This is a genomic window from Streptomyces morookaense, assembly GCF_013030945.1.
GTDB classification, from domain to species: Bacteria; Actinomycetota; Actinomycetes; order Streptomycetales; family Streptomycetaceae; genus Streptomyces; species Streptomyces morookaensis.
Genome location: NZ_JABBXF010000015.1, coordinates 18876 through 35778, shown reverse-complemented (window position 1 = coordinate 35778; position 16903 = coordinate 18876). Strand labels below are relative to the sequence as shown.

The 16903-nt window shown below is 73.5% G+C and carries 14 protein-coding genes; 9 read left to right on the top strand and 5 right to left on the bottom strand.

The features are described from left to right. Nucleotides 1-4 precede the first annotated feature (4 nt). Nucleotides 5-874 carry a universal stress protein gene (locus HG542_RS08650; RefSeq protein ID WP_171079519.1) on the bottom strand — a complete coding sequence of 290 codons (870 nt, stop codon included), beginning with the start codon at nt 872-874 and terminating at the stop codon, nt 5-7. Between the two features lie 180 nt (nt 875-1054). Between HG542_RS08650 and HG542_RS08645 the strand changes: the two genes are divergently transcribed. Further along, nucleotides 1055-1738, top strand: coding sequence for a helix-turn-helix domain-containing protein (locus tag HG542_RS08645; protein ID WP_171079518.1), 684 nt, complete (start codon nt 1055-1057; stop codon nt 1736-1738). 56 nt (nt 1739-1794) lie between these two features. Here HG542_RS08645 and HG542_RS08640 read toward each other — a convergent pair whose 3' ends face one another. Next, nucleotides 1795-3390, bottom strand: a complete 1596-nt coding sequence (locus HG542_RS08640) for an acyl-CoA synthetase (RefSeq protein WP_171079517.1) — start codon at nt 3388-3390, stop codon at nt 1795-1797. Nucleotides 3391-3502: 112 nt separating this feature from the next. On the opposite strand from HG542_RS08640, the gene HG542_RS08635 reads away from it, so the two are divergent. The 6 genes from HG542_RS08635 to HG542_RS08610 all read left to right on the top strand — a co-directional run bounded on the left by HG542_RS08635 (nt 3503) and on the right by HG542_RS08610 (nt 8468). After that, nucleotides 3503-4312: a crotonase/enoyl-CoA hydratase family protein gene (locus tag HG542_RS08635; RefSeq protein WP_171079516.1), complete on the top strand. Its 810-nt coding sequence runs from the start codon at nt 3503-3505 to the stop codon at nt 4310-4312. A gap of 166 nt (nt 4313-4478) precedes the next feature. Further along, a complete protein-coding gene (locus HG542_RS08630; RefSeq protein ID WP_171079515.1) occupies nt 4479-5420 on the top strand; it encodes a Zn-ribbon domain-containing OB-fold protein in 942 nt (313 codons plus the stop codon). Between the two features lie 20 nt (nt 5421-5440). After that, nucleotides 5441-6373: a thiolase family protein gene (locus tag HG542_RS08625; protein ID WP_171079559.1), complete on the top strand. Its 933-nt coding sequence runs from the start codon at nt 5441-5443 to the stop codon at nt 6371-6373. Continuing rightward, complete coding sequence (locus HG542_RS08620) at nt 6370-7572, top strand: thiolase family protein (protein ID WP_171079514.1); 1203 nt, start codon at nt 6370-6372, stop codon at nt 7570-7572. Before HG542_RS08625 ends, HG542_RS08620 begins: the two co-directional genes overlap by 4 nt. Before the next feature lie 85 nt (nt 7573-7657). Continuing rightward, the gene (locus HG542_RS08615; protein WP_227724073.1) at nt 7658-7897 is read left to right on the top strand and encodes a DUF397 domain-containing protein; all 240 of its coding nucleotides are present in this window, start codon (nt 7658-7660) and stop codon (nt 7895-7897) included. Nucleotides 7898-7967: 70 nt separating this feature from the next. Next, nucleotides 7968-8468 carry a hypothetical protein gene (locus tag HG542_RS08610; RefSeq protein ID WP_171079512.1) on the top strand — a complete coding sequence of 167 codons (501 nt, stop codon included), beginning with the start codon at nt 7968-7970 and terminating at the stop codon, nt 8466-8468. Between the two features lie 79 nt (nt 8469-8547). Here HG542_RS08610 and HG542_RS08605 read toward each other — a convergent pair whose 3' ends face one another. Next, nucleotides 8548-10548 carry an N-acetylmuramoyl-L-alanine amidase gene (locus HG542_RS08605; protein WP_171079511.1) on the bottom strand — a complete coding sequence of 667 codons (2001 nt, stop codon included), beginning with the start codon at nt 10546-10548 and terminating at the stop codon, nt 8548-8550. A gap of 267 nt (nt 10549-10815) precedes the next feature. Continuing rightward, on the bottom strand, nt 10816-11919 hold the full coding sequence (locus tag HG542_RS08600; RefSeq protein WP_171079510.1) for an aminoglycoside phosphotransferase family protein: 1104 nt from the start codon (nt 11917-11919) through the stop codon (nt 10816-10818). A 232-nt stretch (nt 11920-12151) separates the two neighbouring features. On the opposite strand from HG542_RS08600, the gene HG542_RS08595 reads away from it, so the two are divergent. Next, nucleotides 12152-13642, top strand: a complete 1491-nt coding sequence (locus HG542_RS08595) for a DNA-binding protein NsdB (RefSeq protein WP_171079509.1) — start codon at nt 12152-12154, stop codon at nt 13640-13642. Nucleotides 13643-13681: 39 nt separating this feature from the next. Here HG542_RS08595 and HG542_RS08590 read toward each other — a convergent pair whose 3' ends face one another. Then, on the bottom strand, nt 13682-15100 hold the full coding sequence (locus HG542_RS08590; protein WP_171079508.1) for a PP2C family protein-serine/threonine phosphatase: 1419 nt from the start codon (nt 15098-15100) through the stop codon (nt 13682-13684). Nucleotides 15101-15435: 335 nt separating this feature from the next. On the opposite strand from HG542_RS08590, the gene HG542_RS08585 reads away from it, so the two are divergent. Next, on the top strand, nt 15436-16863 hold the full coding sequence (locus HG542_RS08585) for a HEAT repeat domain-containing protein (RefSeq protein WP_171079507.1): 1428 nt from the start codon (nt 15436-15438) through the stop codon (nt 16861-16863). The last annotated feature ends 40 nt before the right edge of the window (nt 16864-16903 follow it).

Sequence of the window (16903 nt, the reverse complement as noted above, 5' to 3'; positions counted from 1 at the left end):
GCTCTCACCGGTGGGGCACCACCGCCACAGGGCAGCCCGCGCGATGCAGAGCCGTGTGACTGACCCGGCCCAGGTGCAGCCCGACCCCGTCCTGCCGCCGGGTGGCCCCGAGGACCAGAAGGTCGGCGTCGGCGGCCGGCCCGAGCAGCACGTGGTGCGTCGGCCCTTCCACCACCGTGCGGGTGACGGAGACGTCCGGGTGCTCGGCCAGGGACTCCTCCAGCACTTCGTCCAGGACGGCCTTCGCCCACGTCTCGTAGGACCGGGCGGCGGAGTCGAGCACGCTCAGTGGATCCGTCGGCTGCTGAGGGCTGCGCCAGGCTCGTACGGCCTGCAGCTCGCAGCCGCGGGCCGCGGCCTCGCGGAACGCGAAGCGTACGGCGGTGGCGGCCTCGTCCGCCTCACCCACGGCGACGACCACCCGGTGGCTCATGCCCTTGATGTTGCGTCCCTCGCCGCGTACGACGACGACCGGGCAGCGGGCGCGGCCCGCGACGGCGAGGCTGACCGAGCCCAGCAGGAGCTCCTTGACGGCTCCGCGCCCCGAGCGGCCGGTCACCAGTAGGGACGCGTTGTCGGACTCCGCCACGAGGGCCTGAGCGGCGTCGTCCGGCGCTGTCACGGCGTTCACCTCCACGTCGGGGCAGAGCTGCCGGGCACGTTGTTCCGACGAGGCGACGATGCGTTGAGCCGCGACCTCCTCCGCCGGCCGTTCACCGCTGAAAGAAGGGACTGCTACTTCGTAGCGTTCCCAGAGCGACGCGTGGACCACACGCAGAGGAAGCCGGAGGCGGGCGGCTTCCTCCACGGCCCAGTCGAGGGCGGCGAGGCTGCCGTCCGACCCGTCGACGCCCACCACTACGGGTTGAACCATCCTGCTCACCGCCTTCCCGGTCCGCCGGCCCCATTGGGCACAGCTCTCCGCATCCACCATCTCTCGGCGTCGCCTTCGTGGCATGTCCGGGCACGTCCGGGCTCCGGGAGTGCGGGCGGCAGCCGGGCTGGGGAAGATAGGGAGGAAAGCGCTGTTTGCGGCGAGGAACGGGGACACGGCATGGCCGCGGAACCAGATGACGAGGCCGGCTCCTCACGGGTACCTCCCGGCAGTGATCTCGGGCGGCGCGTGGCGCAGCGCAGGGAGGAACTGGGCCTGACGCGTGAGGAGACCGCTGCCCGGGCCGGCATGGACGCCGGTTACCTCGCCTACGTGGAGTCGCGAGCGGGTGTCGTCTCGCTGCAGACACTCACCGCCCTGGCCGGCGCACTGGGTACCTCGGTCTCCGCCCTGCTGGGAGGGGTCACCCAGCACCCGCCGGGTGGCGGTTCCCCGGCGCGTGCCCCGGTCCTCGAAGAGCTCCCGCTCGCGGAGTGCTGGGAGAAACTCGCGGCGGGCGGCATCGGCCGAGTGGTCTTCGCCAGGTCGGAGGGCCTGGAGGCCGCACCCGTCAACTACAGGTTCGCCGGTGACGCCATCATCTTCCGCACGGCCGCCGGAGGCGTGCTCGCGAGCGCCGTCGGCGGTGAGGTCGCCTTCGAGGTCGACAGGATCGACGAGGCACGCAACGAGGGATGGAGCATCCTCGTCAGAGGAATGGCCGAACCGGTCACCGACCCGCAGGAGCAGCAGCGCCTGCGCGAGAGCGCCGACCCGCAGCCCTGGCCGGGCGGCGGACGGGACACCTGGGTGCGCATCAGGCTCGGCACGATCAGCGGCCGCCGCATCCGCAGCGGCCTGTAGGCCCGCGGGGAGGGGGATCCGCCGGTGACGATGCGCCCTGGGGCGGGACCGGGGCATCATCCCCCACCCACCACCCCCCGCGCCCACCGGTAATCCGCCTTGCCGCTCGGCGACCGCCGTATGCAATCGGCGAACACCACCACACGCGGCACCTTGTACCCCGCCAGCCGTTCCCGGCAATGCGCCTGCAAGGCTCCCTGCGACGGAGTCGCAACCCCCGGACGCGGCTGTACGACCGCCGCCACCCGTTCGCCCCACCGCTCGTCCGGCGCCCCCGCCACCACCGCGTCGTACACGCCCGGGTGCGCCTTCAGCACCTCCTCCACCTCCTCCGGGAACACCTTCTCGCCACCCGTGTTGATGCACTGCGACCCGCGCCCGAGCACCGTGACGACGCCGTCCGTGCCGACCGTCGCCATGTCCCCCAGCAGCACCCACCGTTCGCCCTGCTCGTGGAAGAACGTCCGGGCGGTCAGCTCGGGATCGTTGTAGTAGCCCAGGGGGACGTGCCCGTGCTGGGCGAGCCGTCCGGGTTCGCCCGCGGCCACCGGGCGGTGAGTCACCGGATCCACCACCGCCGTACGGTTGTTGACGCGAATCCGGAAACCCTTTCCGTCCTGTGTGGCCGTGCCGTTGAAGCCCGACTCGGACGAGCCGAAGTTGTTGAGCAGCAGCACCCCGGGCAGCAGGGCCGTGAACTCCTCCCGCACCGTGCGCGACAGCACCGCCCCCGAGCTGCTCACGCTCAGCAGCGACGAGCAGTCGGTGCCCCGCAGCGGGCCGGCGAGTGCGTCCACCAGGGGGCGCAGCATGGCGTCGCCCACCAGCGACACGCTGGTGACGCGCTCCTGCGCCACCGTCCGCAGGACGTCCTCCGGCACGAACTTGCGGTGCAGCACGGTCTTCTGGCCGAAGCCGAAGGCGATGAACGCGGTGAGCGTGGACGTGCCGTGCATCAGCGGCGCGGTGGGGAAGAAGACCAGCCCCTCCCCGCCCGCCGCCACCCGCTCGGCCAGTTCCTCCGGGCGTTCGACCGGCCTGCCCGTCGGGGCGCCGCCGCCGAGGCCGGAGAAGAAGAGGTCCTCCTGCCGCCAGACCACGCCCTTGGGCATGCCGGTGGTGCCGCCGGTGCAGATGATGAAGCGGTCGTCGCCGGAGCGGGACGGGAAGTCCCGCCCGGGGGAGCCGGATGCCTCGGCTTCCGTGAAGGGGACCGCGTTGATACGGGGTTCCTCCGTAGTTCCCACCTGCACCAGATGCCTCAGCATCCTCGTCCGCGGCAGCGCCTCCGCCACCCGCTGCGTGAACTCGGCGTCGAAGACCACCGCCACCAGGTCCGTGTCGCGGTACAGGCGGGCCAGCTCGTCCGCCACGTAGCGGTAGTTGATGTTCACCGGCACCGCCCGGATCTTCAGGCAGGCCAGCACGGTCTGGAGGTACTCGACGCCGTTGTAGAGGTGGAGACCCACGTGCTCGCCCGGCGCGATGCCGCTGTCGCGCAGGTGGTGGGCCAGCCGGTTGGCCGCCGCGTCGAGCTGCGCGTACGTGAGCCGGCGGGCGGCGCCGCCGGGCGGGCCGAGGTGGACGAGCGCCTCCCGGGCGGGCACCGTGTCGGCGACGGACTCGAAGAGATCGGCGAGGTTGTAGTCCACGGCGGCCATTAGAGCGCCGGGCCGGGGCGGCGGGAAGGGCCGGCGCCAAGAAAACTGACGGGTTGTCAGAAATCTCTTGTACCGCCCCGCACCCTCCTGCACCCTGTGCGGCATGGACGGCAACGGACACCTCACCGTGGAGCGCGTCGGTGCGACCCTCGTGCTCACCCTCGACCGGCCCGAGGCGAAGAACGCCCTGTCGCTCCCGATGCTGGCCGGCCTGTACGACGGCTGGCTCGCCGCGGACGCCGACGACGGCATCCGCTCGATCGTCCTCACCGGCGCGGGCGGCGCCTTCTGCTCCGGCATGGACCTCAAGGCCCTCGCCCGCACGGGAGAACCCGACGGCGGCGACGACTCCGTACGCGCCCGCTTCCGGGCCGACCCCGACCTGCACTGGAAGGCCATGCTCCGCCACCACCGGCCGCGCAAGCCCGTCATCGCCGCCGTCGAGGGGCCGTGCGTGGCCGGCGGCACCGAGATCCTCCAGGGCACCGACATCCGCATCGCCGGACAGAGCGCCGTCTTCGGCCTGTTCGAGGTCCGGCGCGGCCTCTTCCCCATCGGCGGCTCAACCGTCCGCCTGCCCCGGCAGATCCCGCGCACCCACGCCCTGGAGATGCTGCTCACCGGACGCCCGTACGGCGCAGCCGAAGCGCAGCGCATCGGGCTGATCGGCCATGTCGTGCCGGACGGGACCGCCCTGCGGAAGGCGTTGGAGACCGCCGAACTGATCAATGCCAACGGGCCGTTGGCGGTGGAGGCGGTGAAGGCTTGCGCCTATGAGACCGCCGGGATGGGCGAGGTCGAGGCTCTTGCGGTCGAACTCGACCGCGGTATGGGGATTTTCGGCACTGCCGATGCCAAGGAGGGGGCTCGGGCCTTTGTGGAGAAACGGGTCGCCGTGTTCCGGCGTGCCTAGCGCCCCGTAAGGGGCGCGGGGAACTGCGCGCTCAGCCACGACGCGCCCGCGGTCGAAGCACTCGGGGCTGCGCCCCGGACCCCTGCGGGCCGGTGGGGGCTTGTCGCGCAGTTCCCCGCGCCCCTTACGGGGCGTGGTATCGGTACCAGTACCCAGGAGGTGCCCCATGGCTCTCACAGCCCCCCTCGTGGTCGAGTTTCCCTTCACCCGGTCCCTCGGGCCCGTGCAGAGTGCCTTTCTCACCGGGCTGCGCGAACGCACCGTCCTCGGCGTGCGCACCGCCGACGGGCGGGTCCTCGTCCCGCCCGCCGAGTACGACCCCGGCACCGCCGAGGAGCTCCGCGACCTCGTCGAGGTCGGCAGCACCGGCACCGTCACCACCTGGTCCTGGGAGCCCGATCCGCGCCCCAAGCGACCGCTGCGCACCCCCTTCGCCTGGGTGCTCGTCCGCCTCGACGGCGCCGACACCGCCCTGCTGCACGCCCTCGACGCCCCCGGGCCCGAGGCCGTGCACACCGGCATGCGGGTCCGTATCCGCTGGGCGGCCGAGCGCACCGGCGCCATCACCGACATCGCCTGCTTCGAGCCGTATGGGGGTGAGGAGAGGCGGGCCCACGTCACCCCTCACAGCGGGCAGTTCGCCGACCCCGTCACCGTCCTCACCACCCCCGCCCGGCTCGACTACACCTACACCCCCGGCCGCGCCCAGAGCCGCCACCTCGACGCCCTCGCCCGGCACCGCATCACCGGCGAACGCTGCCCCGCCTGCCGCAAGGTGTACGTCCCGCCCCGCGGCGTCTGCCCCACCTGCGGTGTCGCCACCGCCGAGGAGGTCGACGTCGGACCCCGTGGCACCGTCACCACCTTCTGCGTGGTCAACATCAAGGCGCGGCACCTGGACATCGACGTGCCGTACGTCTACGCCCACATCGCCCTCGACGGCGCCGACCTCGCCCTCCACGGGCGCATCGCCGGGATCCCCTGCGAGCAGGTGCGCATGGGCCTGCGCGTCGAGCCCGTATGGACCGGCGACGGCCGCCACCCCGACCACTACCGGCCCACCGGCGAACCCGACGCCGCCTACGACACCTACAAGGGGCTGCTGTGACCGGCCACTTGCGCGCCACCTTGCGCGACATCGCCGTCGTCGCCTTCGCACAGAGCGTGGCCCCCGACCCAGGGCTGTCGGAGACCGAGATGCTGCTGCCCGTCCTCACCGACGTGCTCGCACAGGCCGGACTGGCGCCCGGCGAAGCCGACTTCACCTGCTCGGGCTCCAGCGACTACCTCGCCGGCCGGCCCTTCTCCTTCACCATGACCCTCGACGGCGTCGGCGCCTGGCCGCCGGTCGCCGAGTCCCACGTGGAGGCGGACGGGGCCTGGGCGCTGTACGAGGCCTGGGTGAAACTGCTCACCGGAGACGCGGACACCGCCCTCGTCTACGCCTGCGGCAAACCCACGGCCGGCGACCTGGAGGACGTCCTCACCCGGCAGCTCGACCCTTGCTGCACGGCCCCGTTGTGGCCCGGACCGGCCGCCCTCGCCGGACTCCAGGCACAGGCCCTCGCCGACGCGGGCGGGACCGTGCCGCCCGGGCCCGGCAGCACCGTCGTCGACGGTGCCGCGGCCGTGGTGCTCGCCGCCGGGGACCGGGCCCGTGCGATGTGCGCACGCCCCGCCTGGATCCACGGCATCGACCACCGCATCGAGCCCCACGCCCTCGGCGTGCGCGACCTCACCCGGTCGCCCTCCACCCGCCTCGCCGCCGAACGCGCCGGAGCCTTCGAGGCGCCCGTGGACACCGCCGAGCTCCACGCGTCCCACCCCGCCCAGGAGGTGATCCTGCGCAGGGAGTTGCGGCTGACCGACGACGTCGTGGTCACCCCGTCCGGCGGCGCCCCGGCCGCCGACCCGGTCATGGCCACGGGCCTGATCCGGATCGGCGAGGCCGCGGACCGCATCCGGCGCGGCGAGTCGGACCGGGCCCTGGCCCACGCCACGTCGGGCCCGTGCCTGCAGCACAACCTCGTCGCCGTCCTGGAGGGGGAGCGCCGTCCATGAGCGCCGTCCACGCCGTCCACGCCACCCACGCCGTCCACAAGGAGCCCGTCGCCGTCGTCGGGATCGGCCAGACGAAGCACGCCGCCGCCCGCCGCGACGTCTCGATCGCCGGACTCGTCCGCGAGGCCGCCCGACGCGCCCTCGACGACGCCGAGTTGGACTGGACCGACATCGAGGCCGTCGTCCTCGGCAAGGCCCCCGACTTCTTCGAGGGCGTCATGATGCCCGAACTCCACCTCGCCGACGCGCTCGGCGCCGCGGGCAAACCCGTGCTGCGGGTGCACACCGCCGGCTCGGTCGGCGGCTCCACCGCCCTCGTCGCGGCCAACCTCGTCGCCGCCCGCATCCACGGCACCGTCCTCGCCCTCGCCTTCGAGAAGCAGTCCGAGTCCAACGCCATGTGGGGCCTGTCGCTGCCCGTCCCCTTCCAGCCGCCCCTGCTCGCCGGCGCCGGAGGCTTCTTCGCACCACACGTCCGCGCCTACATCCGGCGCACCGGGGCACCGCCCGGCGTGGGCGCCCTGGTCGCCTACAAGGACCGCCGCAACGCCCTGAAGAACCCCTACGCCCACCTCCACGAGCACGGCATCACCCTGGAGAAGGTGCGTTCGTCGCCCATGCTGTGGGACCCCGTCCGCTACTCCGAGACCTGCCCCTCCTCCGACGGCGCCTGCGCCGTCGTCCTCACCGGCCGGGCCGGCGCGGCCCGTTCGCCGCACCCGCCCGCCTGGCTGCACGGCGGCGCCATGCGCAGCGAACCGACCCTCTTCGCAGGCAAGGACTTCGTCTCGCCGCGCGCGGGCCGCGACTGCGCGGCCGACGTCTACCGCCAGGCCGGGATCACCGACCCGCGCGGTGAGATCGACGTGGCCGAACTGTACGTCCCCTTCAGCTGGTACGAGCCGATGTGGCTGGAGAACCTCGGCTTCGCCGCCGAGGGCGAGGGCTGGAAGCTCACCGAATCCGGGGCGACCGCGCTGGACGGTGACCTGCCCGTCAACCCCTCCGGCGGCGTCCTGTCCACCAACCCCATCGGCGCCAGCGGCCTGATCCGCTTCGCGGAGGCGGCACTTCAGGTGCGGGGCAGGGCGGGCGAGCACCAAGTGGACGGTGTGCGCCGGGCGTTGGGTCATGCCTACGGCGGCGGAGCGCAGTTCTTCGCCATGTGGCTCGTGGGCGACCGGCCGCCCGGCGGCTGACGCAACCTCCTGCGGGCGGCCTGTGCGGCGGCGGCATCGCTCGCTAGGGTTGGGGCCGGGACGACGAGCCGGGAGGAGTGCGGACGTGGCGGACGGTACGACGCAAGCATGGGCGGGCGAAGCGGCTCCCGATCTCGACCTCGCCAACGCCATCTGGCAGACGAGCAGCCAGGGGCGCACGAGCGGAGTCCAGGTCGCCTTCGTCGAGGGCTTCGTCGCCATGCGCAGCGGGGGAAACCCGGACGGCCCGAAGCTGATCTTCCCGCCGGGGGAGTGGCGCGCCTTCGTCCTCGGCGCCCGCGAGGGCGAGTTCGACCTCACCTGACGGCCGGGGCCCCGCGAGAGTGCGGGGACGGTGCGAGCAACCACGGACGGCGCCCCCGTAGGATGGAGCCATGTCCTTCCTCCGCCGCCGCAGCGCCGCCACCCCCGCCGGGCCGGACTTCGACGTCCTCGCCATGGACCCGGGGGACTGGCCGGGCGATCTCGGGGCCGGGCTGCTGCCCGCGCCCGACGGGAGCTGCCAGGGCGTCTTCCTCCGCTACGACCTGTTCGGCGGACGCGGCCCCGCGATGATCATCGGCAATCTGCCCGAGGGCTCCCCGGCCCGGGAGCTCGCCGAGGGCCAGGTGCCCTTCGAGGTGGCCCAGCTGCTCGCGGCCCTGGGCAACGAGGAGCCGGTGGAGGTGCTGGAGACCGAGGACGTCCCCGTGATGCACGAGGACAACCTCCTCATCGTGCGCCGGCTGAAGTGCTCCGAGGGCCGCATCGCCTGCACCCAGTTCGACCGCAGCGACGGTGTGCTCGTCACCATCGCCAGCTGGGACCGGCCGATCACCGACGACCTGTACCAGCTGCTCAAGCCGCTGCCCGCGGAGATGTTCCAGGCGGGCTGAGCCCCCTTCACGACCGGACGGGAGCCCGGCACGGCCGACGCCGTGCCGGGCTCCTGCGCTGTCCTGTCCGCAAAGGGGCTCAGCGGTTCGAGGGCCGGAGCGTGACGTCCGAGGCCTTGACGAAGGCCACCCGGTGCCCGAACTGGATCTCGTAGTAGACGTCCTTGCCACGGATCACCTGGTGGCCCGCCGGTTCGAAGGTGGTCGCCCACAGATACTCGCTCGGGGACCGCTGGCCCAGGACGTAGGCCTGCCCGGCGAGGAGCTTGTACGGCAGCGGCTCCACGGTCTGCACGGGGACGCCCTGCGGATAGGCCTCCTTCTCGGGGAAGGCCCGCCCGTACACCGGGATCTCGTCCAGCCCCTCCCGCGGGGTGACGAACTCGCCGCTCGCATTCAGGGCCGTCGGCTGCCACCAGGGGTTGTGGAACCAGGCCTTCTGCCCCAGGTACCAGATGGCCGTCCAGTCGCCCCGGCGGTCGGCGACGGCGAACTGCTGCCCGGTGGAGGCGCGGGCGCCCGTGTCGTTGACGCCGGTCGTGGACGGGTCGTCGCCGTGCAGCCCGACGTCCTGCACGAGCGGTGCGCTCTCGTCCGGCGCCGTGTGCAGCCGCACCGCGCCCGAGCCGTGCGGGGCGCAGGGCTCGCCGGGCTTGACGCAGCCGGTGTAGTCCGGGCGGTTCTCGTCGTAGTCCGGGTCGATGGTGACCATGCCGCTGAAGGGGCTCGCCGTGGAGCGGAAGCGCTTGCCCAGCAGACCGAAGTAGTGGTCCCAGTCCCAGTAGGGGCCGGGGTCGGTGTGCATGCCCTTGATCGTGGCCGCGGTGGTGCCGGGGACGTTGTCGTGCCCCAGGATGTGCTGGCGGTCCAGCGGGATGTCCAGCTTCTGGGCCAGATAGCGCACCAGCTTGGCGGACGACAGGTACATCTCCTCCGTGTACCAGGCGTCCGGCTGGGCCAGGAAGCCCTCGTGCTCGATGCCCACCGACTTGGCGTTCACGTACCAGTTGCCCGCGTGCCAGGCCACGTCCTTGGTCGGCACATGCTGGGCGATGTGCCCGTCGTTGGAGCGCACCGTGTAGTTCCAGGAGACGTACGTCGGGTCCTGGACCAGCTTGACCGTGCCCTCCCAGGTGCCTTCCGTGTCATGGACGACGATGAAGTCGACCTTCTGGGAGCGGGGCCGGTCGGCGACGTCGTGGTTGCCGTAGTCCTTTCCGTTGTCGAGCTTCTGGTACGGCGCGGGGATCGACTCGCAGGCCACCGAGCGCGGGCATTCCACCTGGTCGCCGGAATGCAGGGGCGGCAGCCGGAGCCGGCCGAGCTGCTCGGTGCGGGGGGTGAGCCCGGGGGTGCCGGGCAGGGTGACGGCCTGGCCCGCGTCGGTGATGCGCTGCCGGCCGGCGCGGATCGCGTCGAAGACGTCGTCGGCGAAGGTGGCCGCCGTCGCCGAGTCGGTGGCGCCGGAGTACGCGGCCACCGCTCCGTACCAGTCGGCGGGGCTGCCGCCGTCGGCCAGACCCAGCCGCTTCTGCGCGTCCGCGAGCAGGGCCGCGCCGCCCCGCAGGTTGGCCGCGGTGCTGCTGCGCAGCTGCCCGGCCGGCAGCCCGGTGAGCTCGGCGGCGTGGGGGAGGGTGCGCAGCCGGGCGGGGAGGACCGCCGGTGCGGGGACGGACATGCGGCCGGCGGCACGCGGCCGGTCGGATTCGCCGCGGGCGTCCCCCGCGGCCTCGTCCCGCTCGCCCGCGGCGGCCACCGCGGTGGCCGCGTCCGTCAGATGCATCGGGCCGTAGCCGCCGGTGACGCTGGGGGCCCCGGCGTGGGAGTCCCAGCGCGACTCCAGATAGGCGACGCCGAGCAGCACGCTCTGCGGGACGTGGTACTTCGCCGCGGCGGCGGTGAACTCCTGCTGCAACGCGGCCGATCGGGGCTGCTCGGCCGGCACCGCGGGGGCGGCGGCGACCACCGGGAGCAGGAGGGCGGCCGACGCGACTGCGCCGGCCGCCCGGGAAGTACGGCGGCTTCTTCGGAGCCCTCTGCGGGGCGCCTGCCGTGACCGGTGTTGTTGCGATCCTCGCAATGCGGCCTCCTCTGGACGGACCGTGCCGTGCGCCGGCGCACGTGGACCGAGATGGGGCGAACCTACCAAGAGCCCCAGTGGGATCAGACGATCCGTCAATCAGACTGAAGGGGCCGCAATGCGCACGTCAACGTCCGCGCCAGGCGTTTCGCGGGTGGGGCCGGAGGCCCGTCCGGACAGGCCTCACCCGGATTGGTGACGGCGGTTCGATGCAGCCGACACGCCGAGGCGCCGCGCAGGGGTGCGCGGCGCCTCGGCGTCGGGGTGTCATCGTGTGCCCACGGCGGCCCTGACCGCGCGCCTGGCCAGCGCGCAGTCGTCGTGCAGTCGGCGGAGCAGCAGGCGCTGTTCCTCACCGGACTCCGCGCTGCCGGGGGTGGCCGGCTCGTGCAGGGCACGCTGCACGGCCATTTCGTACGTCCGGATCTCCCGGGTCAGGACCAGCATCAGGTTCACCAGGAAGGCGTCCCGGGACGTGGGCCCCGCGGCCTGGGCGTGCTGGCTGATCTGACGCCGCGCCACCGGAGCGTCGCCCAGCACCGCCCACAGCGTCGCCAGGTCGTACCCCGGGAGGTACCAGCCGGCGTGGTCCCAGTCGACGAGCACCGGACCCGCGGGGGAGAGCAGGACGTTGGAGAGCAGGGCGTCCCCGTGGCAGAACTGCCCCTGTACATGGGCCAGACCGTGCAGCAGCTTCTGCAGGTCGCCCATGTCCCGGTCGGTCAGCAGGCCCAGCTCGTGGTAACGGGCGATCCGCTTGCCGTAGTCGAGCGGCATGTCGAACATCCCGGCGGGCGGGCGCCAGAGGTTGACCCGGCACACCGCGCCGAGGGCCGCCCTGACATCCGCGCGGGGGAGCGTGTCCACCGGGTGCCGCTGGACGGCGGCAGGGCGCCCGGGCATCCGCTCGATGACCAGCGTGCAGTTGTCGGGGTCGGCTGCGATCAGCCGGGGGACCCGCACCGGGGGACGGTGCCGCACAAAGGCCCGGTATGTGGCTATTTCGTGCCGGAAGCGCTCGGCCCAGGACGGGGAGTGGTCCAGTAAACACTTGGCCACGGCCGTCGTACGTCCGGTCGTGCCGACCAGCAGAACCGAGCGGCCGCTGCGGCGCAGCACCTGAACGGGGTTGAACTCGGGGCAGATACGGTGCACAGAAGCGATCGCCGTGCGCAGCTGCGCGCCCTGAGGGCCGGACAAGTCGATTCTCCCGCTGAGCGGTTGGGCGCCGAGCCCCGGGCCCCTCCGCGCCCGTCCGCCCCCGAACCCGGCCCCGACGGCGTGGGAGGGGTCGAGGTAGGGGCCGCTGCCGCTCTGCTGGGGACGGAGCGGCCGGGGCGGAGCGGACACGGAGGTCGATGCTGCATACATGGGCGGAACAGATCCCTTCGTGTCGGCGAATGCGGCGCTCCCGGTCCCCGGGCCTTCACGCACCCTGGGGAATGCGGTCCGGCAACCGGGCGGCCGGGGTTGCGCGGTTCTACATCACACCCACGGCCCGGTGGCACACCATCTGGCGCACCCTGGCGAACCCTGGCGAATACTCGCCTGGCCCATGACGGGCCGATACCTTCAAGTCAGCCGAGGAACCTGGGGGCTTGACGTGACGAGGGAACCCAACACCCGCCTCGCGGACCTGTTCGGCCTGGCCGGATGGTCCAAGGGCGAGCTCGCGAGACTTGTGAACCGGCAGGCGGCGGCCATGGGCCACCCCCAGCTGGCGACCGACACCTCGCGGGTGCGGCGCTGGATCGACACGGGGGAGTCCCCGCGCGATCCCGTGCCCAGGGTGCTGGCAGCCCTCTTCACCGAGCGCCTCGGCCGTGTCGTGACCATCGAGGACCTCGGCTTCGGCCGTCGCGGGCGGGCCGGCAGCAAGGTGCAGACCCCGGACGGGCTGCCGTGGGCGCCCGAGCGGACGGCCGCGGTCCTCACCGAATTCACGGGAATGGACCTCATGCTCAACCGACGCGGCTTGGTGGGCGCGGGCGCCGCGCTCGCCGCAGGATCGGCACTCAGCAGCGCGATGCACGACTGGCTGCACACCGACCCCATCCTCGCTTCCGACGCTCCCCGATTCGACGACCCGCTGCGTGCGCACACCGTGCACGCCGACACCGCCGCCTACGACCGCTACGAGGCGACGCCCGTGGGCTCCACGGAGATCGACGCCCTGGAGCACTCGGTCGAGGTCTTCCGCGCCTGGGACGCCTCCCGTGGCGGCGGCCTCCAGCGCAAGGCCGTGGTGGGCCAGCTCAACGAGGTGGGCGGCATGCTCCAGTACCACCACCCCGACCATCTCCAGCGCCGGCTCTGGGGAGTTGCCGCCAACCTGGCGGTGCTCGCCGGCTGGATGTCCCACGACGTGGGCCTGGAGCCCACCGCCCAGAAGTACTTCGTGATCGCCGCGCACGCTGCGCGCGAGGGCGGCGACCGGCCCCGGGCCGCGGAGGCCCTCTCCCGCGCCGCCCGCCAGATGGTCCACCTCGGCCGCCCGGACGACGCCCTGGACCTGATGAAGCTGGCCCAGTCCGGCTGCGGCGACGAGACCCTGCCGCGCACCCGTGCCATGTTCCACACCATCGAGGCCTGGGCGCATGCCTCGAAGGGCCAGGGGCAGGCGATGCGCCGCACCCTGGGCAAGGCCGAGGACCTGTTCGTCTCCGACCGTGGCGATGTGCCGCCGCCGAGCTGGATGCAGCTGTTCAACGAGGCGGACATGCACGGCATGCAGGGGCTCGCCTACCGCACGCTCGCCGAGCACGAGCCCGCCGCCGCGGCCCCGGCCCAGCGGCACGCCAAGGAGGCGCTCGACCTGCGGGAGAGCGGCCGGCAGCGCTCGCAGATCTTCGACCACATCTCGATCGCCTCGGCCTGCTTCATCGCGGGCGATCCCGAACAGGCGGACTGCTACGCCCGGCTGGCGCTGCTCACCATCGGCGACACGTCCTCGCACCGCACCTGGGACCGGCTGCGCGAGATGTACCGGCTCACCGGGAGGTACGCGGGCAGCTCGCGGATCGACGAGCTGCGGCAGGATCTGCGGCGGGCGATGCCGAAGCCTTCGGCGACGGGCCGGACGGCGCCCGCGTGAGCGCCCGCGGCTGCTGCCGCAGCCGCGGGCGGGCCGGGCTCAGTGACCGACGCGGGCGATCAGCACGCAGGCGTCGTCCTCGCGCTCCCTGCCGCCGAACTCCTCCAGCACGGCCCGTGCGCATTCCTGGGCACTCCCCGCCTCGGCGAAGCGCGGGGCCAGGGCGGGCAGCCGTCCGGCGTCCGGCGACAGGCCCTCGGTGTGCAGGACGAGCACGTCTCCGGGAAGGAGCTCGTCCCGCGCCTGGGCGTACTCGGCATCGGCGACGGCGCCGAGCAGCACACCGGCCGGCGTCCGCAGCGTCCGGGCCGTGCCCTCGCGGAAGAGCAGCGGGGCGGGGTGTCCGGCCTGGGACCAGAGCAGGGTGCGGCTCCCCGGGTCGTAGCAGCAGCACAGGGCGCTGCCCAGGGCGGGCTGCGCGGAGGCGTCGAGCAGGTGGTTGAGCCAGCCCATCAGGGGGCCCGGCTCCGTCCCCGCGACGGCCATGCCGCGCACCGCGCCCAGCAGCATCGCCATGCCCGAGGTGGCCGTCACCCCGTGGCCGGTGAGTCCGCCGACGGTCAGCATCGTCCGCCCGTCGGGCAGGTGCAGGGCGTCGAACCAGTCGCCGCCGACCAGGGTGCTCACGGCGGAAGGGAGGTAGTGCCCGGCGAGGTCGAGCGCGCCCGCGGCCGGCGGGCGGGGGTCCGGGCCGGGCGGGAGCAGAAGGGAGCCGCGCCACGTCGGCAGCACGGCTTCCTGCAGCTCGACCGCGAGCCGGTGCTCGGTCCGTGCCCGGTGCTGCTGGTGCTGCAGCGAGTCATGGGTCTCGTGCACCACCTGCCGGCAGCGCTGCAGTGCGCTGACGTCCCGGAGCACGGCCCACATGGAGGCGGTGCAGCCGTCGGCGTCCAGCACGGGCTCGCCCTTCATATGCACCGTGCGGACGGTGCCGTCGTTGCGGACGATGCGGAACTCGCCGTCGATCGGCCTGCCGTCCACCAGGCAGTCGGTGACCATCGCGGTCAGCTGCGGCCTGTCCTCCTCCAGCAGCCAGGAGGGGAGCTCGTCGAGGGTCAGCGCGCCGTCCTCGGGGCTGCGGCCGAAGAGCCGGAAGAGCTCGTCGGACCAGGTGGCCGCGTCGGTGAGGAGATTCCACTCGGCGCTGCCCGCACGGCCCGCCGGGCCCTGGGCCACAGGGGCGGCCGGCGCCCCGGCCGGGGTGGGGGCGGCGGCGGGCGGACCCTCGCGGAGCTGGTCCAGGTGCTCGCCCAGGTTGTCGGCGTGGTGGGCGGCGAGCTCGCACAGGGCGCGCTGCCAGCGCAGCCGCGGGTCGTCCGACTGCTCGGCGTCCGCCGCGGCCTCCCGGCGCACGGCGTCGATACCGCCTCTGAGCCGCCGCGTCTGGGAGATGAGCGCGTCGACCGCGCCGTGCTCGGGGGACTCGGCGGAACGGTCCGCGGACACTGGGGACGGCATCTAGGACTCCGATACACGCGCGGCGGTGGCGCCGGCTCCGGGATACTTCGGTGGAGCGGCCGCTTCGACGACTGCTGTCACGACTCTTGCACAGCCGGCGACGGCCTGTAAGGGCTTTGGCAATACCCGATCCGGTGGTGCTCACGGCATATGCCGTGGACATGACCGTGACATATCCGGCACCACTCGGCGGAACCGCCGCTTCCAGGTAGGCTGCGGGCGCCCGGGCCCCCGGTTTCCACAGTTCACCGGCATGGACGGGCGCCCAGCGGCAAGAATGCCGTCCGGAAGGAAATCCCGTTGCCAGCCGACTCCCCGCACCGGATGCTGACCCCATGTTCGATCCAGACATAGCGCCCAGCGGCACCCTGCTCGGCCTCCTCCAGCGAGGCCGCGGCGACGGGACCCTGCATGCCCTCGCGGCGCCGCGCGCCGAGGCGCTCGCGGCGCTGAACCACTGCGTGCTCCGCGACCCGCGGCGCGACTGGCAGGTGGAGAACCGCTCGCTGTACTACGCGCGCCTGTATCTGGACCTCGACGGCGGACTCGGCGGGATCGAGCACCACCTCTTCCACCCGGACGACCTCACCGACCCCGCCGAGGAGCGCACCGGCCTGGCCCTCGCCGTCCTCGGCCACCTCGCCTCCTACGGGCGCGACGACGCCCTGCGGCTGCTGCGCCGTTACGCGGCCGACGGCGCCAACTGGTCCTGGGCCCTGGACGAGCTGGCCCTGCGCGACGACGACGCGGCCCTCGCGGCCCTCGGCGAGCGGGTCCTCGCCCGCTTCCCCCGCACGCCCGAGGGCGAGGGCGCCCTCGCCGCCGCGGTCCGCGACGCCTTCGAGCCCCGCCCCTGGCGGCTGTGGGCCGACGAGCAGCACTCCCCGCGCACCGCGGCCCGGGTGCGCGCCGCGCAGGAGCAGGGCTCCTTCGACCGCTGGCAGCGCCAGCTGCGCCCGCAGGGCCCCCGGCCCGGCTGGAGCGTGCGCGAGGTGCTCGACTGGGCCCAGCAGGGCCTCGCCCAGCACCCCGTCCAGCTGCGGCACGTCCCGGCGACCCGCTGCCTCACCGCCGTGGCCGGCCCCGAGGACCGGCTGGAGATCATCGAGGCCGCCGCCTTCGGCGAGGGCGCCGCCCGCGCCACCGCACTGCGCTACCTCGCCGAGCACGACGACCCGCAGGCCCTCGACCTCGTCGAGGCCGCCGCCGACGACCCTGACCCGCTGGTGGCCGACGCCGCCGTCACCGCCTTCGAACGGATGCGCAGCGCGGCCGCCCTGGAGCGCGCCCGCACCTGGATCCGGCGCGGCGACGCGCTGGGCGGCGCCGCGGCCGGGATGCTCGCCTGCCGGGGCGCGCAGTACGACGCCGCGCTCGTCCTCGACGCCCTGCGCCGCACCGTGCGCACGGAGGGCTGCGATGCCCCCGTGCTGTGGGAACTGGCCGACGGGGCCGGGCGGTTGCAGATCGCCTGCGCCGCGCCCGTCCTGCGGCACGTGTACCGCGAGACCGCCTCCTCGCATCTGCGCGGCCGCGCCGCCCGCGCCCTGGCCGCCACGGACCCGTCCTTCGCCGCGGGGTTCGCCGTCGAGTGCCTGTGGGACTGCGAGGAGACCACCCGCGAGCTGGCCGCGCACCACGCGACCACGGCCGATGCGCGGGTCGTCGAGCAGCTGCGCAGACTGGCCGCCGACCCGGTGGAGGAGGCCGAGGTGCAGACGGCGGTGCGCAGCCGCTTCGAGCCGGGCACACCGACGGGCTGAGCGGCGGCGGCACTTCCTAGGATGGCGGGGCTCTGTCCCC